Here is a 19,726-nt window from a genome sequence, read left to right as displayed (position 1 = left end):
GTCGGACCGGCGGGCCCGGCACGGCGGGCCGTCAGTGCACCGATCCTATTGGTCCGCACCGACAGCGAAACTGTACGGGGACTCAGGAAGGTGGGCAGGGCCTCCAGGCCGGCCGGGAGGCACGGATCGCGTCGTGCCCGCACGACGCGGCACGCGCGCGGTCGGGTCAGGAGCCGCAGCGCGCGAGTCCGGCGGTGCTCTTCCCCGATGCGATCGTCTGCAGGTCGGTGACGGCCTGGTCGAGCGTGGCGACCTTGTAGACGTCGAGACCGTCCGGGACGTGACCGACGACCTCGTCGCAGTTGTCGGCCGGCGCCAGGAACACGGTCGCGCCGGCGTCCTTCGCGCCGTAGAGCTTCTGCCGGATGCCGCCGATCGGGCCGACCTCGCCGTCGGCGGTGATCGTGCCGGTACCGGCGACGTGCTCGCCGCCGTTGAGCTTGCCCGGCGTCAGCTCGTCGATGATCCCGAGCGCGAACATCATGCCGGCGGACGGACCGCCGACGTCCTGCAGCGCGATCTTCACCTCGAAGGGGAAGTCGTACCGCTCGGTGACCCCGACGCCGAGGAGCGGGGTGCCCTGCTCCTCGCGCGGGGTGACCTCGACCTGCTCGCGCTGGCCGTCGCGCAGCAGCGTGACCGTCGCCGGCGACGAGGTGCCGTGCTCCGCGACCGCCTTGCGCAGTGAGCCGGCGTCGACGTTCTCGGTCAGCTGCTTCCCGTCGAAGGCCGTGATGACGTCGCCCTCGCGGATCGTCCCGTCGGCGGCGGAGCCGTCCTGCACCGTCCCGACCCGGAGCTCGGTCGGCAGGTCGTAGCCCTGGTGGACGAGCGCCGCGGCGACGGCGGACTGCTGCGACGACCGCATGTCGGCCTCGTCCTGCTGGTTCACCTGCTCGGTGGTGGTGCCCTCCGGGTAGACGGCACTGGCGGGGATGACCGCCTCGGAGCGCGAGAACAGTGCGCGGATCACGCTCGTCCACGACGGACGGGTCGTGGCGTCGCCCTGGATCCCCACGGTGAGCATGTCGAGCGCGCCCGCCGTGGGGTAGGTCTGCGCGCCGTCGATCTGGATCAGTTCGACGTCCTTCGCGGCCTTGCCCTGGCCCTGCCGCTGGGTGCCGATCGTGTTGTAGACCGGGCCGGGCACCTCGATCAGGTACGGGCTCGGCAGGAAGCTCGCCAGGAGTCCGAGCACCACGGCACCGATGACGAACGCCCACCCGACGGTGCGAGCGCGGGACCGGCGGCGGGGCGCGGGAGCGAAGAGGGTCACGGACGTCCTTTGCGAGGTGTGGGCCGGCGGACGCGGCCCGGGTGTTCGCCCTCGGCGCAGCCGGATGGGCAGTCCCGCGGGGCCGTCCCAGGTGCGGCTCCACGAGCGGGGATTAGCGTAGTGCGCATGCCTGATCAACCGCAGCCGGGGCCGGACGACGACTTCCAGGAGATGCTGCGCAAGCTGCTCTCCGGAGAGGGGCAGATCGACCCGTCGCAGCTCGCGGGCGCGGCCGGACTGCCGAACGACCCCGCCTTCGTGGCGAACCTGATGAGCCAGCTGCAGCGCGCGGCACAGTCGGGCGGGGACGGCATCGACTTCTCGGTGGCGTCCGAACGGGCCACCGCGATCGCGCGGGACGGCGGGCACCCGGTGGACCCGGCGACCGCCCAGGCGTCGGACCAGGCCTTCCAGGTCGCTGCGCTCTGGCTCGACGAGGCCACGACCGTGCCCGAGCTCACGGCCACGCCGAGCCTGTACACGCGCGAGCAGTGGGCGAAGGCGACGACGCCGGTGTGGGCACAGATCGCCGAGCCGGTGGCGCTGAGCATCTCGAACGCCCTCACCGAGGCGATCGAGCAGCGCGCGCCGGAGCAGCTCAAGGCGATGCTCGGCGACGTCTCGAAGGCGATGCGCGGCGTCGGCGGTGCCCTGTTCGCCATCCAGCTCGGCCAGGTCGTCGGACAGCTGTCGAAGGAGGTCGTCTCCGGCGGTGACGTCGGTGTGCCGCTCCTCGACGAGCAGGTCGCGGCGCTGGTGCCGCAGAACGTCGCCGAGTTCGCCGAGGGCCTCGACGTCCCCGAGGACGAGGTCCGGATCTACCTCGCCGTCCGCGAGCTCGCGCACGCCCGGCTCTTCCGGTCGGCCCGTTGGCTCCGGCTGCACATCATCTCGTCGATCACCGACTACGCCCGCGGGATCCACATCCCGTTCGACCGGGTCGAGGAACTCGCGTCGGAGATCGACCCGACCGACCAGGAGCAGCTCCGCGACGCACTCGCGTCCGGTGCGCTCATCCCGCCGCGGACGCCCGAACAGGAGGCAGCGCTCGGTCGGCTCGAGACGATGCTCGCGCTCGTCGAGGGCTGGGTCGACACCGTCACCGCAGCGGCGACCACGCGACTGCCGAAGTCCGACGCGATCGCCGAGATGGTGCGCCGTCGCCGTGCCGCGGGAGGCCCGGCGGAGTCCGCCTTCGCCACGCTCGTCGGTCTCGAGCTGCGTCCCCGTCGACTGCGCGAGGCCGCGGCGCTCTGGCAGCGGGTCACCGAGGAGCTCGGCGCCGAGGAGCGCGACGCCCTCTGGTCGCACTTCGACGCCGTGCCGACGTCGGAGGACGTGGACGACCCGGACGCCTTCGTGCTGCGGCTCCGGAACCCGGGCCGTTCGGCCGAGGACGATGCGTTCGACAAGGCACTCGAGGACCTGCTCAACGACGCCTCGGGTGACCGCCCGCGCGAGGACGAGAGCGGTGGCATCGAGGACGAGGGCGACGGCACCGCGGACGGCGGGGCTGCGGGCGACGACTCCCCCGGTGCCGGACCCCGCTAGTTCTCCACAGATCGTGACGGCCGGCACCCACGGGGCCGGCCGTTCCGCCAGCGTGGGGGCATGGGCATCCGCATCGACCCCGCGCTCGAGTTCGTCTGGCGTGACCCGAGCACCGTCCAGCTCGGCGTCGACCCACCGCGCGCCGTCGTCCCCGTACCGACCGTCGCCGAGGAACGCTTCCTCTGCGCGCTCCGACGCGAGACCAGCCGCGACGCCCTGACCGCCCTCGCCGCCACGACCGGGTGCCGGCCCGAGGTGGCGGCCCGCGTGCTCGGGGATGCATCCCCCGCCGTCGTCGAGGTCCTGCCCGAGCCGCTCGCCCGGGTCGAGGTCCACGGGGACGGGGTCCTCGCCGACGCCGTCGCGGACATGCTCTCGGGCGAGGGCGTGACCGTCGCCCGGACGGTCGCACCCCGTGGTGGCCCGGTCGTGCTGCCGGATCCGCCGCCGGCGCTCGCGGTGGTCGTCGCCGACCACGTGGTCGACCCGGCACTCCGGTCGGCGTGGGCGCGCCGCGGGACCCCGCACCTGCCGCTCGTGGTCGGCGACGGACGGATCCGGCTCGGGCCCGTCGTCGTCCCGGGCGACGGACCCTGCCTGCAGTGCGTCGAGTACGCCCGTGTGGACGAGGACCCGGCGTGGCCGACGCTGGCGGCGCAGGTGTGGGGCCGCCCGGCGGCTCCGCTGTCGCCCTGGCGGCTCGCCGCGGTCGCGTCGGCGACCGTGCGGATGCTCGTGCAGCGCCTGCCCCTGCGGACACAGCAGCCGGGCACCGACCAGGTCGTGTTCGACCGGGACGACCTGACGGTCAGTCTGCTGCCGGTGGCACCGCACCCTCGGTGTGCCTGTCGAGCGCTGCCAGGAACCGACTCGGCGCCCGGGCGCCCCCACGCGTGGAGCCCTGCCGTGACCACGTGACCGTGATCGAGCGGCGCGCACGGGTCAGCCCGACGTAGAACAGTCGGCGTTCCTCGTCGACCTCGACGTCGGTCGAGGCGTGCGAGATCGGCAGCAGCCCCTCGGCGGCGCCGACGACCACGACGTGCGGCCACTCGAGGCCCTTCGACGAGTGCAGCGTGGCGAGGGTGACGGCGTCGAGCTCGGGCTCGTGGTGGGTCGCCGCACGGTCGACCAGGTCCTTCGTGAACTCCTGCATGGTCGTGCCGGCGGGCGCTGCCTCGGCCAGGCCCATGATCGCCTGCAGCGCCTCCCACTGGTCACGGACCGCGCCGGTGCCGTCCGGCGGCGTCGGTGTCCAGCCGCTCAGCTGCAGCACGAGTCCGACCCGGCGGGTCAGCTCGTCGTCGGTCTGCCGCACGGCCTCGCCGCGCATGTGGTGCACCGCGAGCTTCACCTCGGGCCGGTCGAAGAACCGCGTGCCGCCCTGCACCCGGTACGGGATGCCGGCACGGCCGAGGGCGGACTCGAGCGCGGCGGACTGCGCTCCGACGCGGTACAGCACGGCGCAGTCGCCGAACGCCGCACCCGCCGCCACGAGCTCCCCGATGCGACGGGCGACGGTCTGGGCCTCGTCGCCGTCGTGCACGCAGGGCAGCACCTCGGGTTCCGGGCCTCGTTCCGCGGACTGCGCCACGAGGTCGAGGGCGCCCGGTTGCCCGCGCATCAGGGTGTTCGCGGCGTGCACGACCTCCGGCGTCGACCGGTAGTTCCGTTCGAGCCGCAGGACGGACCCGCGCGGGAACTCCGACCCGAAGCCGAGCAGGTACCGGCTCGACGCGCCCGCGAACGAGTAGATCGTCTGGCTGGCGTCGCCGACCACGCACACGTCGTCACGGCCGCCGAGCCACGCCCGGAGCAGGTCGTGCTGCACGGGCGAGACGTCCTGGTACTCGTCCACGACGAAGAACCGGTACTGCTGCCGGACGTACGAGGCCACCCGCGGTTCCGACTCGACCATGCCGAGCGTCGCGAGCAGCACGTCCTCGAAGTCGAGCTGCCGGCGGTCGTCCTTGAGCTGCTCGTACGCCTTCATCAGGTCGACCACGCGCCGGGCCGGGGTGTCGCGCGGCATCACCCGGTCAGCCGCCGCGGCCTCGTACTCGTCGTAGGTGAGCATCTGCACCTTGCGCCACTCGACCTCGGCGGCCAGGTCGCGGAGCACCGGAGTGTCGACGTGGATCCCGACGGTGTCCGCCGCGTGGGCGATCACCCGCCCCTTCGACTCGACGATCCGCGGAGCGTGCCCGCCGACGGTGTCCGGCCAGAAGTAGCTGAGCTGCGCCATGGCCGCGGCGTGGAAGGTGCGTGCCTGGACCGTCCCGGCGCCGAGCGCACGCAGCCGTGACCGGAGCTCCCCGGCCGCACGCGTGGTGAAGGTCAGCGCGAGGACGTGGTTCGGCGAGTACGTGCCGGTCGCCACCCCGTAGGCGATGCGGTGGGTGATGGCCCGGGTCTTGCCGGTCCCCGCACCGGCGAGCACGGCGACGGGCCCGAGCAGCGTCCGGGCGACGGTCTGCTGCTCGGCGTCGAGTGCTGCGAGCAGTTCGTCCGGCGACGGTGGGCGCACCGGTGGAGCACCGGTCGTCGCATGCGGGTCGGTCACGGCACGTCCAGCGGCCCGCCGTACCACTCCTCGATGATCGCGCGGGCGATCGACGTGCGGCCGGGCAGCAGCAGGGTGTCACCGGCACGCTCGCGGACCTCGTCGCGCGAGAACCACCGGACGTCGAGGATCTCCACGCCGTCGGGGCGCGCGGTCGAGGGGTCGCCGTCCACGGCCCGGGCCCGGAAGCCGAGCATCAGCGAGGCGGGGAACGGCCAGGGCTGCGACCCGAGGTACTCGGGCTCCTCGACGCGGACGCCGGACTCCTCCCAGACCTCGCGGCGGACGGCGTCCTCCAGCGACTCCCCCGGCTCGACGAAGCCCGCGAGCAGCGAGTAGCGGTCGGCGTCCCACGCGGCGTTCGACCCGAGCAGGATGCGGTCGTCGGCATCGGTGACCCCGACGATGATCGCGGCGTCGGTGCGCGGGAAGAGCTCGTGGCCCTCGGGATCGCGGCGGACCCACCCGCCGCTGACGACCTCGGACCGGGAGCCGGTGCGCGGCGAGAACCCGTGCACGGCGTGCCAGTTCGCCATCGCGACGGCCTCGACGGCGAGGCCCTGGTCGCGGGCCGAGAGCTCGGTGCCGAACATGCGGAGGCTCGCCCAGGCCTCGTCGTCCGGCTCGATCGCCGCGGCGGCGGACGCGTCGAGCAGGGCTGCGACGAAGCGGGTGCCCGCAGGAGCGTCCGGAGCGTCGCTGACCGCTCGGCCGAGGTAGAGCGTCACCGCGTCCTCGGGGACCGCGTCGGCGTCGACGAACCGGAGCGCCCCGGCGGGGTCACGGAGCAGGTCGGCACCGCGGACGGGCAACCACCGCGTCTCCGGGTCGGCGCGCAGGACGCGGTCGAGGTCCGGGGTCGTCCGGAACTCCGCGTCGCGGTCGAGTTCGTTGCGGGAGAGCGGGAGTCTGGCGGCGAACTCGACGGTCACGGCTGGGTGCTCCTCGTTCGGGACGGGCTTCTCGGCAGGACCCTGTGGACGGTGCCCGGGCTTGCACAGGCCAGCGTGGCGTGCGCTCCGGCACCGGACGCGGACCTACCCTGAGGGGCATGGCGGGATCCCAGTTCACTCTAGCCGCGTTGGCGACCACGGCCGTTCCCGGTCTGGTCCTGACCGGCACGCAGACCCTCGGCTCGGCCGCCTCCGGAGACTACGAGTCGGCGGTCCTGCGCGGTGCGGACGGCACGCTCAGCGCGATCCGTCGACCGCGCAACCAGCGGGCCGAGGCCCGGCAGTCCGCCGACCTCGTCGCGATCCGCGCCCTCAGCGCCGGCATCCGTTCGCGACTGCCGTTCGCCGTCGCCGAGTACCGCGGTCAGGCGCCGATCGGCTCGACGCGGGCCATCGTGACGACCTACGTCCCCGGCACCCACCCGACGCTGCGCGACCTCGGCGAACGTCCCGAGCTCGCGACCGCCGTCGGCCGCGCGGTCGCCGCCGTGCACCAGCTCCCGACGAGCTTCGTGACCGACGCGGGCCTGCCGTCGCTCACCCCGTTCGAGGTCCTGCGCTCCGCCGTCTCCGTGATGGACCGCGCGGTCGCCACCAAGCTGGTGCCCGCCGCCCTGGTCGAGCGGTGGGAGGGCGCCGCGCGCGACCAGCAGCTCTGGCAGTTCACGCCCACCGTCGTGCACGGTGCGCTCGGCACCGGGGTCGTCCTGGTGGACGGCGACGCGGTCACCGGTGTCCTCGACTGGGGCGAGCTCCGGCTCGGCGACCCCGCGAAGGACCTCGCCTGGGTGCTGGCCGGTCGTCGTGATGCCTTCGACACCGTCCTCAGCGCGTACGAGGCGAACGGCGGCGGCCGCGACCGTCAACTCGCCCAGCGTGCCCGGGTGTACCACGAGCTCGAGACCGCGCAGTGGCTGCTGCACGGCGTGCAGGCGAAGAGCACCGAGGTGGTCGACGACGCGGTCGCGATGATGCACCGTCTCGTCGACGCGGTGCAGACGCCGAGCGCGGCGCCGCTGCAGTCGGTCTCCCCCGAGACGATGGAGATCGGCGAGGTCGAGCAGTTCCTGTCGTCGACCGAGCGTCGACACGGCTGACCTCACCGGTCTCCGGTCCGAGGCGACCACACGCCGGACGGGAGGCTCGGCGCGACCCCGCCCCGCGCCTCCCGTCCGACTCGGTGTCCGTGCCGACGTCGTCGCGTCAGCCGAGCGCGTCCTGCCAGGCGCGCTCGAGGCCCGCGCGGTCCAGCAGTGCCGTGGGCCGGACCTCGAGGTCGTCCGCGACGAAGTAGAAGACCGCGTCGACCTCGTCGACCGGTCGCCCGGTGAACTCGGCGTACGCCACGCGGTACAGCGCGAGCTGCAGCTGCCGTGCAGCCAGGTCGTCCGCTCCGGTGGGCGCCTTGCCGGTCTTCCAGTCGACCACCTCGGCACGCCCGTCGATCTCGTACACGGCATCGAGCTTGCAGACGACGCTGTGCCCGAGGAAGGGGATGTGGATCTCGCGTTCGACCTCGACCGGGGTCAGGTCCGCCCAGCGTGACCGGGCGAACGTCGCCTGGAACGCCGACAGTCGACGCGCGTCGTCGTCGGTGACCGCAGCGTCCGTCGAGGCGTCGACGGCCTCGTCGGCGTCGAGGTCGCGTTCGTCGTCCCACAGGTCGAGGGTCTCGAGCGAGCCACCGCTGCGCGCACGCTGCTCGACCCACTGGTGGAAGAGCGTGCCGAGCCTGGTCGCGCGGTACGGCCGTTCCGGCATCGGCCGACGCAGGCGCTCGGCGACCGCGTCCGGCTTCCCGACGTAGTCCTTGAACCTGGACGCCGGTACTCGGTGCGGGATCGCGACACGGTGCCGTGCCGACCGCGCAGCCTGCCGCTCGGCGAGCAGCAGGTCGATGTCCGCCGCGAAGCGTCCGGCGGCGCCCGGGTTCGCGTTCCGCACCCGGTCGGCGGCGGCGAGCACCCGGGCGCCCCGCTGCCCGAACGGCACGTGCGGCCACGTCTGGGTCGCGCCGTCCCCGCCGAGCGGGTTCTCCTCGTGCACGGTGCCCTCGGGGACGGCCTCCGCGGCGACGACCCCGGCCTCGACCAGGTCGTGGAGGTACCGGCTCGGGGCGGTCGGCTTGACCCCGCCGGCCCACGACGACCCGGACACGAGCAGGTCGTGCCGAGCCCGTGTCAGCGCCACGTAGGTCAGCCGACGCTCCTCGTCCTCGTTGCGGGCCTTCACCTGCTCCTTGTAGGCCTCGATCGCGTCGACGACGCCCTTCTGGTCCTCGTGGCCCCGCCAGTCGAGCCGAGGGAGCTCCTCGGCGTCCCCGCGGAACTCGTACGGCAGTCGGCCGAAGCCGAGCCACCCCGAGGAGCCCTCCTGCGGCCGGGCGGGCAGCGCTCCCTCGACGAGCCGCGGCACGGCGACCGCGTCCCACTCCAGCCCCTTCGACCCGTGGATCGTCAGGATCTGCACGGTGCCGGCCTCGGGCTCCTCGGACCGCGGGCCCATGTCGTCGCGGCGGGCGGCGGCGTCGATCCAGCCGAGGAACGCCCCGAGGTCGGCGCGGTCGTCGGTCGTCACGAAGCCGGCGAGCTCGTCGACGAACGCGTCGAGGAACGCGGCACTGCCCTGCTCGTGCGCGGCGACCTCGACGTCGAGGCGCATCTCCTGCACCACCAGCGTGACGAAGTCGACGAGGTCCCCGGCGGCGCGGGACCGGAGCGCTGCGAGCTGCTGCCCGAGGTCGCGCATCCGCTGACGGCCGGCAGGACTGATGCCCGCGAGGGCACCGTGGTCGTCCGGGGCACTCGCGACGAAGTCGAGGGCGTCGACGATCGACCCGTGCTCCCCGGCGGCGACCGAGGCTCGGAAGGCCGCCGTCAGCTCGTCGTCGAGGCGCTGCTGGGTGTGGTCGCGACGGAACAGCCAGCGGGCGAGCTCGTGCAGTGCGGCGATGTCCGCGGCACCGACGCGCCACCGTGCACCGGCGAGCAGTCGGATGAGGTCGTTGCCCGCCGCCGGGTCGTGCAGCACCCGGAGACACGCCACCAGGTCGACGATCTCGGGGCGTTGCAGGAGGCCGCCGGTGCCCAGCACGTGGAACGGCACCCGGTGGGCGCCGAGCGCGGCGGTGAAGGCCGCCAGGTCCTTCCGCGAGCGCAGCAGCAGGGCCATCGAGCCCTCCGGCGATGCGCTCCGGCGCTCCGCGAACCAGCGGGCGACGGCGTCCGCCTCCTCCGGCAGGGTCTCCGGGAAGACGGCGGTCACGGTGCCGCGGTCAGCGCCCGGCCGCGGCGCGAGTCGTTCCACCGCCACCTCGGACGCAGCCGAGAGCGGGTCGACGACCGCGTTCGCGCCGGCGAGCACGTCGACGGGGTTGCGCCAGCTGGTGGACAGCGCGAAGGTGACCGGTGCCTCGGCCGGACCGGGGCCTCCCGACCGGTCGCCGAAGTCGCGCGGGAAGCGCGCCAGGTTCGCCGCACTCGCGCCGCGGAAGCCGTAGATCGACTGGTGCGGGTCGCCCACCGCCATCACCGGGTGCCCCCGGAAGAGCCGGGCGAGGAACCGCGTCTGCACGACCGAGGTGTCCTGGTACTCGTCGAGGAGCACCACGCGGAACCGGCTCCGCAGGTCCTCGACCACGCGTGGGGCCGACTCGGCGGCGGCGAGCGCGAGGGCAATCTGGTCGGAGAACTCGACGAAGCCGCGGTCGACCTTCTGTCGACGGAACTCCTCGACCAGGTCGACCAGCGGCTCCAGCGCCCCGATCGCCGACACCGCGTCGGTCACCGCCTTGTAGGGGTTGCCCCTGGTGTTGCCCGGCAGCTCGAGCAGGGCGCCGAAGTCGATCGCGAACCGCCGCAGGTCGCCCGGGTCGACGAGGTGCTCGGACACCGCTCCGGCCAGCGACACGACGGCGGCGGTCACGGTGTCGACGTCGCGGTCGAGGCCGGCGAGCCGGTCGTCCCGCGCGCCGACGACCACGCGCCGGGCGAGCTGCCACGCGGACGGCTCGGTCAGCACCTGCGACTCGCCGTCGCGGCCGACCAGCAGGGCGTTCTCGCGGAACACGGCGTTGGCGAAGGCGTTGTAGGTCGACACGGTCGGTGCCTCGAAGGCGTCACCGGCGGTCAGGAGCCCGACGTCCTCGAGCGCACGGATCCGGTCGTTGATGCGCACGGAGAGCTCGCCGGCGGCCTTGCGGGTGAACGTCAGGCCGAGCACCTCGGCCGGGCGCACGAACCCGTTCGCGAGCAACCACACCACACGCGAGGCCATCGTCTCGGTCTTGCCGCTGCCGGCCCCGGCGACGACGAGGGCGGGTGCGAGCGGCGACTCGATGACCGCGCGCTGCTGGTCGGTCGGACGAGGACGGCCGAGGGCGTCGGCGATCGCGTCGGCGTCGTGGGCAGCGGTGGACACGTCCGCGACGACGCGCGCCTCGGGGTCGGTGTGCGCGTCGGGCACGGTCTGCGGGCCCGTCTCGGTCTGGGTGTCGGTCTCGGTCGTCACCAGGTCACCTCTCCCACCACGTGGATGCGGCACTCGACGCCGGTGCGGGCACGGTCGCAGTGGTCGTCGACGTTCGCCAGGAACGTCCGTCCGGCCATTCCCCTCGCGACCCCGTGCAGTCGCGCACGGTAGGCCTCGCGGGCCTCGTCGTCGAACGCGTGCTGCGTGCGTTCCGAGAAGGCCCGTCCGGAGCGGGGGTTCTGCACGAAGACGAGTCGGGCGTCCGCCATCGGGGCACCGGCCGGGACGCCCTCGACCGCGCCGTCCTCGACCGCGAGCTGGTAGGCGCCGAGCTGCGGGTGCTCGGGCATGTCGTTCTTCTCGCTCGGCATCGACCGCCCGGTCTTCAGGTCGACGACGCTGACCCGGCCGTCCGGGTCGACCTCGATCCGGTCGATGCTGCCGCGCATGCGCGCCGGCCCGGTGACGAGCGCGAACGAGGTCTCCGCGCCGAGCAGCCGTCGTCCGGCGCTCGCGAACGTCCGCAGGTAGTCGCTGAGCCCCTCGATCATGCGGCGGGTCCGCGCCCGTTCGCGGTCCGCGACCCACGGCGACTCGAAGGTCAGTTCGTCCCACCGCCCCTCGACGTGGTCCCACAGCGACTCGACGTCGACCGCGGTGGCCTGCTCCATCGCCTCGTGGACGATCGTCCCGATGCCCATCGCCGGGCTCGGCGCGCTGCCGCCGAAGGTCTGCACGAACCAGTGCACCGGGCACTCCTCGAAGGTGCCGATGCGCGAGGGTGACACCGCCACCGTCGGGGCGACCGGCTCGCCGTCCTCGTGCTCGGGTGCCGGCGGGGCGTCCAGGTCGACCAGCGGGTCCTCGGTCGTCGGCTCGGCGGTCCCGTACCACTCGTCCGGGGACGCACCGGCGACCCCGGCCTCGGCGAGCCGCGCGAGGGCCGAAGCCGCCTCGTGGTCGCCCGTGGTCACCACACGGCGGCGCAGTGACCCGGCCATGCCCCGGAGCGACAGCGGGTGCGCGGTCGGTTGCCGGTCCGGCGGCACCGGGACGAGCCGGACGAAGGGCGACGGTGCCTCGTCGTCGTTGGCGACCGTGCCGATGACGACCTGGGTCGTGGCTCGGGAGACGGCGCGGGCGAACAACCGGAGCTCGTCCGCGATCACCGCCGCCCGGTCGTCGACGGACCGGTCGTCGATGCCGGCAGCAGCACGGACCAGCCCGTCCGGGTCGAGCAGGCTCCCGCGCACCCGGGTGTTCGGCCACACACCGTCCTGCAGCCCGAGCACGACGACCACGTCGCACTCGAGCCCGATGGTGGCCGACGGGGTGAGCACCCGCACGCGGCCCGCTGTCCGGTCGGGGCCGATGGAGTCCTCGGGCAGGTCGGCGCCGAGCAGGTCGTCGACGAACACCCGCGCGGGCGCGTCCGGCGTGCGCTCGACGAAGCGCTTCGCCGCGGTGAAGAGCCCGACGACGGCGTCGAGGTGCCGGTCGGCTTCGGCAGCGCCGACCCCGCCTGCCGCCGACTGTCCGCCCCACGTCGTCGCCAGACCGCTGCGTTCCCACAGTCCCCAGAGGATCTCCTCGATGCTCGCGTCGGCGGTGGCGTCCGCCCGTGCCTGGACGAGGCTTCGCGCGAGCCGGGTCGCGCGACGGGCGAAGCCGGCGTCGACGGTCGCGAGCCGTTCGGGCGCGCCGAGGGCGTCCACGAGCAGCTCGTCGGCGGTGCGGGTGCCGCCGCCCGCGAGCTCCTCGCGGCGCAGGGCGAGCCGGAGGCGTCGCATCGCCAGGGTGTCGAGCCCTCCGAGGGGTCCGGTCGCGAAGGACGTGGCGAGGTCGGCGTCGAGCGGGACCACCCCGAGGGCGACCGCGGCGGCGTCGAGCAGCGCCCGGGCGGCGCTGTCGTCCCGCGGACGGACGGGAGCGGCGCCCGCCGTCGCGGGGACCTCGGCGACGGACAGCGCCCGGACGAGCTCGGGGATGGCTGCGCCGCTGCGGGTGACGACGGCCATCCGGTGCCACGGGACGCCGTCCAGCAGCCGGTGTTCGCGGAGCCGTCGAACGACCGCGACGACGAGCGCCGACCGGCTGCCCGCCTCGAGGTGCAGCACGGCGTCGCTGCGGGCGTCGGTCGTCGATGCCACGGCGGTCCGCTGCCGTCCGGCCGCGGCGGCGCCGATCCGTGCGGTGACCGCTCCGACGAGCGCCCGGACCGGCGCTGCGTGCCGGTGCACCGTGCCGAGCACGACCTCGTCGACGCGCTCGACCCCGAGCCGGACGGCCAGGCGTCCGAGCACGTCCGGTTCGGCGCCACGGAACGCCGAGGCCGCGATGTCCGGGTCGCCGAACGCCACGACCTGCACGCCGGAACGCGCGAGTGCGCCGAGCAGGGCGATCTCGCCCTCGACGAGTTCCTGGGTGTCGTCCACGACGACCAGCCGCAGCGCCGCGACGCTCGCCGGGACCTCGTGCCGCAGGACGGCGGCCGTCGCGAAGGCCACCAGCTCCGCCGAGTCGAGGCTGCTGCCGCGGAAGGCCGTCACCGACGCGCGGTACTCGTCCACGAAGTCGCCGACCGCGCGCCACTCGGGGCGTCCGCGCTCGTCGGCGAGCTCGCGCATGTCGTCGGGCTCCACACCGGCGGCCACGGCCCGCATCATCACGTCACGGAGCGCGGTCCGGAACCCTGCACGCTCCCGGACGACGGCGGTGATCGGGGCCGGCCACGCGGGACCGCCACCGTCGATCTCGTGCCCGTCGAGCAGGTCGGCGATGATGCGGTCCTGCTCACCACCGGTCAGCAGCGTCGGCGCTTCCTGCCCCTGCAGCGCCGCTGCGTGTGCGACGACCTGGAAGGCGAGGGAGTTGACGGTCCGGGCGAGCGCCCCGGGGACGACCCGGTCGACGGCGGCCGCCAGACGGTCGCGGAGCGCGGTCGCCGCTGTCCGGGCGGACGTCAGCGCGAGCACCGCCGCGTGGCCGTCGGGCGAGATCCCGTCCGGACGGGCGAGCCGCTCGGCGACGAGCCGCGTGAGCGTGGTGGTCTTGCCGGTGCCCGGTGCGCCGATCACGGCGGCGTGCCGGGCGTCGGGCAGCGTCAGGACGGCATCCTGCGCGGGGTCGGCGACGAGCGCACGGGCGACCCCGACGTCCTCGGGGAGGGTCGTCAGCGTGGTCCTGGGCACGCGGACACGGTACCGACCACGGCCGACAGCAGCGGCCGACCCACCGCGACCGGAGCCGCGTGCGCTCCGGCCCGGTGCGAGGAACACACCGCCGCCACCGCTGCGGTGCGCCCCGGGCGAACGCCCGGTGTCGTCGGGGGCCGCTCGGATACGCTGTGCTCGTGGACATCAAGATCGGCATCATCAACAGCCCGCGCGAGATCGCCTTCGAGACCGCCCAGAGCGCCGAGGAGATCGAGCAGGCCGTGGCAGCAGCCCTCGAGTCGCAGTCGACCCACCTCTCCCTCAAGGACGAGAAGGGCCGCCGGTTCATCGTGCCGGTCGCCGCGCTCGCCTACGTCGAGGTCGGTGCAGAGGAGTCGCGCCGCATCGGCTTCGTCGCCTGACGTGGAGCTGCTCTTCGCCGTGCTCGGCGGCCTCATCGCCGGGGCCGTCGCGCACGTCGTCGTGCCCTGGCGCTCGACGCGCGGTGCGCTGCTCGGCCCGGTGGTCGGCGGCGTCGTCGCCGCCGTCGTGTGGGAGGCCCTGACCTGGGCCGGCTGGCCGTACGACGGCGGCTGGATCTGGGTGCTCGCCCTGGTCGGCGCCGGCGTCGTCGCCGTCGTCACCGAGTGGGTCCTGGGTCGTCGCCGCACCGCCGCGGACGAGGACTTCTTCGAGCGGGCCCGCGCCTGACCGCACCGGTCCTGCACGGACGAGCACGACCGCGCCGAGCGCTCCCGCGCCGAACGCGCCTGACCGTACCCCCGGGGCCAGCCCGACCGGACCGCCGCCCCTCAGGCGGTCAGCCCGAGCGCGTCCATCCGCCGCGTGTGTGCCGCGATGAGCTCCGTCCACACCGGCTCGAGCTTCTCCTGGTCCTCCCGCGCGTGGACCGCCAGCGCGGACCGTGCCACGAGCAGGGTGTCCCCGACGAGTCGGCGGCCCCACATGGCCAGCCGCGACCCGACACGCGGGTCCTGCTCGATGTGCTCGGACAGCTCCTGCACGACCGCGGGCTCCTCGCGCGCGTCGAAGACCGTGCGCAGTCGCTGTCGGACGTCGAGCGGCAGCGAGCGGAGCAGGCTGCCGAACAGGTCGTTGAGGATGCCCGCCGTCACGTACCCGGTGAGCATCGACTCGTACCAGTCGGCGCCACTGGTGCGCAGCAGGAAGCGGTCGATCGCCTCGCGGTGCGGCTCCATGAGCTCCGCCGGTGCCCACCCGCCTCGTTCGATCTCGGCGACGATCGTCCGGTGCCGCTCGAGCGCCGTCGTCGCGAGCACACCCGTCACGAGGCGTCCGGACATCGTCGGCGCCGCGGCCCCGGCACGCCCCATCGTCTCGTAGAGCGAGAGCTGCAGGTAGGCGGCCTGCCCCAGGTACACGTCGAGCTCCGGGCTCACGTCGTCCAGCTGCAGGCGCTCCACGGGCGAGGCGTTCCGCGGGTTGCGCGACGCCAACCACGCGGCTGCGAGCTGCGCAGCGCGCTTCCGGTTCCACCACGACACCATGCCCCGAGCATACGGGGAACGGGCGCCGCTCCCGCCCGGCGGGCGCTGTCGTCGCCGGCCGTCGGTAGACTGGCCGGGACTCCCACCAGGACCAAGGTGATCCATTGACTTTCGCAGACCTCTCCATCGAGCAGGACATCGTCGACGCGCTCGCGACGAAGGGCATCAGCGAGCCCTTCCCGATCCAGCAGCAGACGATCCCGCTCGCCCTCACCGGCCAGGACATCATCGGCCAGGCCAAGACCGGTACCGGCAAGACCTTCGGCTTCGGCCTCCCGCTGATCCAGCGCCTCGGCGCGGACCCCGAACACGGCGTCAAGGCGCTCGTCGTCGTCCCCACGCGTGAACTCGCCGTGCAGGTGACCGAGGACCTCGAGGTCGCCACGTCGAACCGCTCGACCACGATCGTCTCCATCTACGGCGGCAAGGCGTACGAGGGCCAGATCGAGCAGCTCAAGGCCGGCGCGCAGATCGTCGTCGGGACCCCCGGTCGCCTCATCGACCTGCAGCGCCAGCGCCTCCTCGACCTGTCGAAGGTGCAAGAGGTCGTGCTCGACGAGGCCGACCGCATGCTCGACCTCGGCTTCCTGTCGGACATCGAGCGCATCTTCCAGGCGGTCCCCGCGGTGCGGCACACGATGCTGTTCTCGGCGACGATGCCCGCGCCGATCGTCGCGCTCGCACGTCGCTTCATGACGCGTCCGGTGCACATCCGCGCGACGGACCCCGACGAGGGCCTGACGCAGGCGAACATCAAGCACGTCATCTACCGCGCGCACTCGCTCGACAAGGACGAGGTCATCGCCCGCATCCTGCAGGCCGAGGGTCGCGGCAAGACCGTCATCTTCACCCGCACGAAGCGCGCGGCGGCGAAGCTGGTCGAGGAACTGAAGGACCGCGGCTTCAACGCCGCAGCCGTCCACGGCGACCTCAACCAGGAGCAGCGCGAGCGCGCGATGGCGGCGTTCAAGGCGGGCAAGCGCGACGTGCTCATCGCGACCGACGTCGCCGCCCGCGGCATCGACGTGGACGACGTCACGCACGTCATCAACCACACGATCCCGGACGACCCGGACACCTACCTGCACCGCGCCGGCCGCACCGGTCGTGCGGGCAAGACCGGCATCGCGGTCACGTTCGTCGACTGGGACGACCTGCACAAGTGGACGCTCATCGACAAGGCCCTCGAGTTCGGCATCCCCGAGCCCGTCGAGACCTACTCGTCGTCGCCGCACCTGTTCGCCGACCTCGACATCCCCGCGGGGACGAAGGGCCGCCTGCCCGGCGCGTCCTCGCACGCGGCCGAGGCCGGCTCCGCCCCGCAGCGCACCGAGCGCGGCGCGCGCAGCGGCGACCGCCAGGGCGGCGAGCGCAGCGGCTCGCGTTCGCGGTCCCGCACCCGGACCCGTCCTGGAGGCTCGCAGCAGTCCGACGCGTCGGCCCCCGCCGAGCAGACCACCGGCACCGACGCGGAGCCGTCGACCGACGCGCAGCCCGCTGCCGAGGGCACCTCGACCGACGGCGCCGCCAAGCGCCGCCGTCGTCGTCGCCGTCGCAGCGGCGGCAGCGGCTCTGCCGAGGCGACCGCCTCGGCTCCGCAGGGGTCGTCGGACGGCGAGTAGCGCCTCCAGACCGAAGGGCCCGTCGCTGACGCGACGGGCCCTTCGTCGTCCTCACGCACGCGCCGGCCTGCCGCGCCCGGGTCTCGGGCCCAGCGACGTTGCTCGCGCCCCGGAACGCGAGAAATGTCGCTCGGACCGAGGCTCGGCCCCGGTCGGACCGAGCGGGACCGGGCCTCAGGCCAGGCGGGAGCCCGCGCCGTGGACCGGGGCGCTGCCGGTGGCCTGGTCGACGATGGTGTCGAAGGAGCGCCGCGCAGTGCGGTGCTCGCCGAAGCGGTTCGGCTTGCCGGTGCCGTGGTAGTCGCTCGAGCCGGTGACGAACAGGTCGTAGCGGCCCGCCCAGTCGAGCAGCGTGCGCTTGCCGTGGGCGAGGTTCTCGCGGTGGTCGACCTCGAGTCCGCCGAGGCCGGCGTCGACCAGCTCGCGGAGCATCGGCTCGTCGATCACGATCCCGCGCGAGGACGCAGCCGGGTGCGCGATCACGGGGACGCCGCCGGCGCCGCGGATGAGTTCGACCCCGCGGAGGGGCGTCGGTGCCTCGTGCGGCTCGTAGTAGCCGGACGCGGGGTGCAGGATCCCGCGGAAGGCTGCGCTGCGGTCGGGCTCGAGCCCGCGGGCGACCAGGGCGTCGGCGATGTGCGGACGGCCGATCGTGGCGCCGTCGCGCGCCTGGGCGAGGACGTCCTCCCACGTGATCGGGTGGTCGCGGCCGATGCGCTCGACCATGCGCCGTGCCCGCGAGTACCGGCCGTCGCGGATCCGGCTGGTCTCCGCGACCAGGGCGTCGTCGGTCGGGTCGACCAGGTAGCCGAGCACGTGCACGCTGCGGTGGCCGACGCGCGTGCTCAGTTCGAGTCCGGGCAGGAGCGACATCGGGCGGTCGCGGACGGCGGCGATCGCTTCGTCCCACCCCGCGGTGGTGTCGTGGTCCGTCAGGGCGACGCCGTCGAGGCCGGCAGCGGCGGCTGCGGCGACGAGGTCTGCCGGCCGCTCGGTGCCGTCGGACACGCTCGAGTGGGCGTGCAGGTCGATGAACGGATCGGGCACGTCGACCATGCTACCGACAGGTGAACAGCCGCTCAGGCCGGAGGGTCAGCTCGGTGCGATGATGGGTGACATGGCCGACACCACTCCCCGCGCGACGAGCAACCGTTCCACCACCCCCGGGTCCTCGACCTTCAAGGACCACATCGCGTCGCAGTGGGCGGACCGTGCGCGGCCGATCCCCGAGCCCCGCGAGCAGTCGGCCTTCGCTGCCGAGCGCCGCGCCCGGATCTCGGAGCTGCACCCCGGGCGCACGATCGTGGTGCCCGCCGGGCAGGCGAAGGTGCGCTCGAACGACTGCGACTACCCCTTCCGCCCGCACTCGACCTTCGCGCACCTGACCGGCTGGGGCACCGACACGGTCGTCGGCTCCGTGCTCGTGATGACGCCGAACGGGTCCGGGCACGACGCCACGCTGTACTTCCGTGCCACGGCCGGCCGCGACTCCGAGGAGTTCTACGCGAACCCCGAGATCGGCGAGTTCTGGGTCGGACCCCGCCCCTCGCTCGACGAGGTCGCGGCCGACCTCGGGCTCGCGACGGCCGACCTCGGTACCTTCGCCGAGGTCGCGGACGGCCTCGACGCGTCGGTCCTGCTCGTCCGCGACGCCGACACCGAGCTCACGCGTGCGATCGACACCCGCCTCGGCACCACGGTCGGTGGAGCGGACGCGGTGGACGAGACCCCCGCGACCGACGACGTGCTCTCCCGCGACCTGTCCGAGCTCCGGCTCGTGAAGGACGCCTACGAGGTGAACGAGCTCCGCAAGGCCGTCGAGGCCACCAAGTCCGGTTTCGACGACGTCATCGCCGACTTCGACGCCGTCCTGGCACACCCCCGTGGCGAGCGCATCGTCGAGGGCACCTTCAACCGCCGTGCACGAGCCGACGGCAACACGGTCGGTTACGACACCATCGCCGCGTCCGGCCCCCACGCCTGCATCCTGCACTGGACCCGGAACGACGGCGCCGTGCAGCCGGGCGACCTCATCCTGATCGACGCCGGGGTCGAGGTCGACTCGTTCTACACCGCCGACATCACCCGGACGCTCCCCGTGTCGGGCACCTTCACCGACGTGCAGCGCATGGTCTACGAGGCCGTGCTCGAGGCAGCCGACGCCGCGTTCGCGATCGTGAAGCCGGGCATCACCTTCCGCGAGGTGCACGCCACCGCGATGGAGGTCATCGCGAAGAAGACCGCCGAGTGGGGCTTCCTGCCGGGCACCGCCGAGGAGTCGCTGCAGCCGGACAACCAGTTCCACCGCCGCTACATGGTGCACGGGACGAGCCACCACCTCGGGCTCGACGTCCACGACTGCGCCAAGGCCCGTCGCGAGATGTACATCGACGGCATCGTGCAGCCCGGCATGGTGTTCACGATCGAGCCCGGCCTGTACTTCCAGCAGGACGACCTGACCGTGCCCGAGGAGTTCCGCGGCATCGGCGTCCGCATCGAGGACGACATCCTGGTGACCGAGGACGGCGCCGAGAACCTGTCCGTCGGCATCCCGCGGACCCCCTCGGAAGTGGAGGGGTGGATCGCCCGCACCGGCCGCTAGCCTGG

Annotated in this window: 14 protein-coding genes; 7 read left to right on the top strand and 7 right to left on the bottom strand. The window is 73.7% G+C overall.

Annotated elements, in window-relative coordinates; all coding sequences use genetic code 11:
• Positions 1 to 166: 166 nt before the first annotated feature.
• A complete protein-coding gene (locus ABIC52_RS03970) occupies positions 167 to 1,276 on the bottom strand; it encodes a YlbL family protein (RefSeq protein WP_354026676.1) in 1,110 nt (369 codons plus the stop codon).
• A 126-nt stretch (positions 1,277 to 1,402) separates the two neighbouring features.
• On the opposite strand from ABIC52_RS03970, the gene ABIC52_RS03965 reads away from it, so the two are divergent.
• A complete protein-coding gene (locus tag ABIC52_RS03965) occupies positions 1,403 to 2,827 on the top strand; it encodes a zinc-dependent metalloprotease (RefSeq protein ID WP_126891386.1) in 1,425 nt (474 codons plus the stop codon).
• Between the two features lie 60 nt (positions 2,828 to 2,887).
• Positions 2,888 to 3,745, top strand: coding sequence for a TOMM precursor leader peptide-binding protein (locus ABIC52_RS03960; RefSeq protein ID WP_209823249.1), 858 nt, complete (start codon positions 2,888 to 2,890; stop codon positions 3,743 to 3,745).
• Here ABIC52_RS03960 and ABIC52_RS03955 read toward each other — a convergent pair.
• Both ABIC52_RS03955 and nudC read right to left on the bottom strand, forming a co-directional pair.
• Positions 3,636 to 5,390, bottom strand: a complete 1,755-nt coding sequence (locus ABIC52_RS03955; protein WP_209823247.1) for an ATP-dependent helicase — start codon at positions 5,388 to 5,390, stop codon at positions 3,636 to 3,638. The two genes, ABIC52_RS03960 and ABIC52_RS03955, sit on opposite strands and share 110 nt — an antisense overlap.
• Positions 5,387 to 6,322 carry an NAD(+) diphosphatase gene (nudC, locus tag ABIC52_RS03950; RefSeq protein WP_126891383.1) on the bottom strand — a complete coding sequence of 312 codons (936 nt, stop codon included), beginning with the start codon at positions 6,320 to 6,322 and terminating at the stop codon, positions 5,387 to 5,389. The genes ABIC52_RS03955 and nudC overlap by 4 nt, the downstream gene beginning before the upstream one ends.
• 119 nt (positions 6,323 to 6,441) lie before the next feature.
• Between nudC and ABIC52_RS03945 the strand changes: the two genes are divergently transcribed.
• On the top strand, positions 6,442 to 7,440 hold the full coding sequence (locus ABIC52_RS03945; RefSeq protein ID WP_126891382.1) for a phosphotransferase: 999 nt from the start codon (positions 6,442 to 6,444) through the stop codon (positions 7,438 to 7,440).
• A 106-nt stretch (positions 7,441 to 7,546) separates the two neighbouring features.
• On the opposite strand, the gene ABIC52_RS03940 is transcribed toward ABIC52_RS03945, so the two are convergent.
• The gene (locus tag ABIC52_RS03940; protein ID WP_354026675.1) at positions 7,547 to 10,852 is read right to left on the bottom strand and encodes an ATP-dependent DNA helicase; all 3,306 of its coding nucleotides are present in this window, start codon (positions 10,850 to 10,852) and stop codon (positions 7,547 to 7,549) included.
• Positions 10,849 to 14,004 carry a PD-(D/E)XK nuclease family protein gene (locus tag ABIC52_RS03935; RefSeq protein ID WP_354026674.1) on the bottom strand — a complete coding sequence of 1,052 codons (3,156 nt, stop codon included), beginning with the start codon at positions 14,002 to 14,004 and terminating at the stop codon, positions 10,849 to 10,851. The genes ABIC52_RS03940 and ABIC52_RS03935 overlap by 4 nt, the downstream gene beginning before the upstream one ends.
• 161 nt (positions 14,005 to 14,165) lie before the next feature.
• Here ABIC52_RS03935 and ABIC52_RS03930 point away from each other — a divergent pair, with 161 nt between their 5' ends.
• Both ABIC52_RS03930 and ABIC52_RS03925 read left to right on the top strand, forming a co-directional pair.
• Positions 14,166 to 14,390, top strand: a complete 225-nt coding sequence (locus ABIC52_RS03930; RefSeq protein ID WP_126892676.1) for a DUF3107 domain-containing protein — start codon at positions 14,166 to 14,168, stop codon at positions 14,388 to 14,390.
• Position 14,391: 1 nt separating this feature from the next.
• Positions 14,392 to 14,679 carry a hypothetical protein gene (locus ABIC52_RS03925; protein WP_126892675.1) on the top strand — a complete coding sequence of 96 codons (288 nt, stop codon included), beginning with the start codon at positions 14,392 to 14,394 and terminating at the stop codon, positions 14,677 to 14,679.
• 101 nt (positions 14,680 to 14,780) lie between these two features.
• Here ABIC52_RS03925 and ABIC52_RS03920 read toward each other — a convergent pair whose 3' ends face one another.
• Positions 14,781 to 15,497: a ferritin-like fold-containing protein gene (locus ABIC52_RS03920; protein WP_161972693.1), complete on the bottom strand. Its 717-nt coding sequence runs from the start codon at positions 15,495 to 15,497 to the stop codon at positions 14,781 to 14,783.
• 104 nt (positions 15,498 to 15,601) lie between these two features.
• Between ABIC52_RS03920 and ABIC52_RS03915 the strand changes: the two genes are divergently transcribed.
• Positions 15,602 to 17,119, top strand: coding sequence for a DEAD/DEAH box helicase (locus ABIC52_RS03915; RefSeq protein WP_209823241.1), 1,518 nt, complete (start codon positions 15,602 to 15,604; stop codon positions 17,117 to 17,119).
• A gap of 174 nt (positions 17,120 to 17,293) precedes the next feature.
• Here ABIC52_RS03915 and ABIC52_RS03910 read toward each other — a convergent pair whose 3' ends face one another.
• Entirely contained in the window at positions 17,294 to 18,175 is an 882-nt protein-coding gene (locus tag ABIC52_RS03910) for a PHP domain-containing protein (protein ID WP_126891528.1), read from the bottom strand.
• A gap of 61 nt (positions 18,176 to 18,236) precedes the next feature.
• Between ABIC52_RS03910 and ABIC52_RS03905 the strand changes: the two genes are divergently transcribed.
• Complete coding sequence (locus ABIC52_RS03905; protein WP_354026673.1) at positions 18,237 to 19,721, top strand: aminopeptidase P family protein; 1,485 nt, start codon at positions 18,237 to 18,239, stop codon at positions 19,719 to 19,721.
• Positions 19,722 to 19,726: the final 5 nt, after the last annotated feature.

Source organism: Curtobacterium oceanosedimentum (genome assembly GCF_040545555.1).
Taxonomy (GTDB): domain Bacteria; phylum Actinomycetota; class Actinomycetes; order Actinomycetales; family Microbacteriaceae; genus Curtobacterium.
Note: the sequence above shows the minus strand (reverse complement) of the source record. Positions and strands in the feature narration are given on the sequence as shown.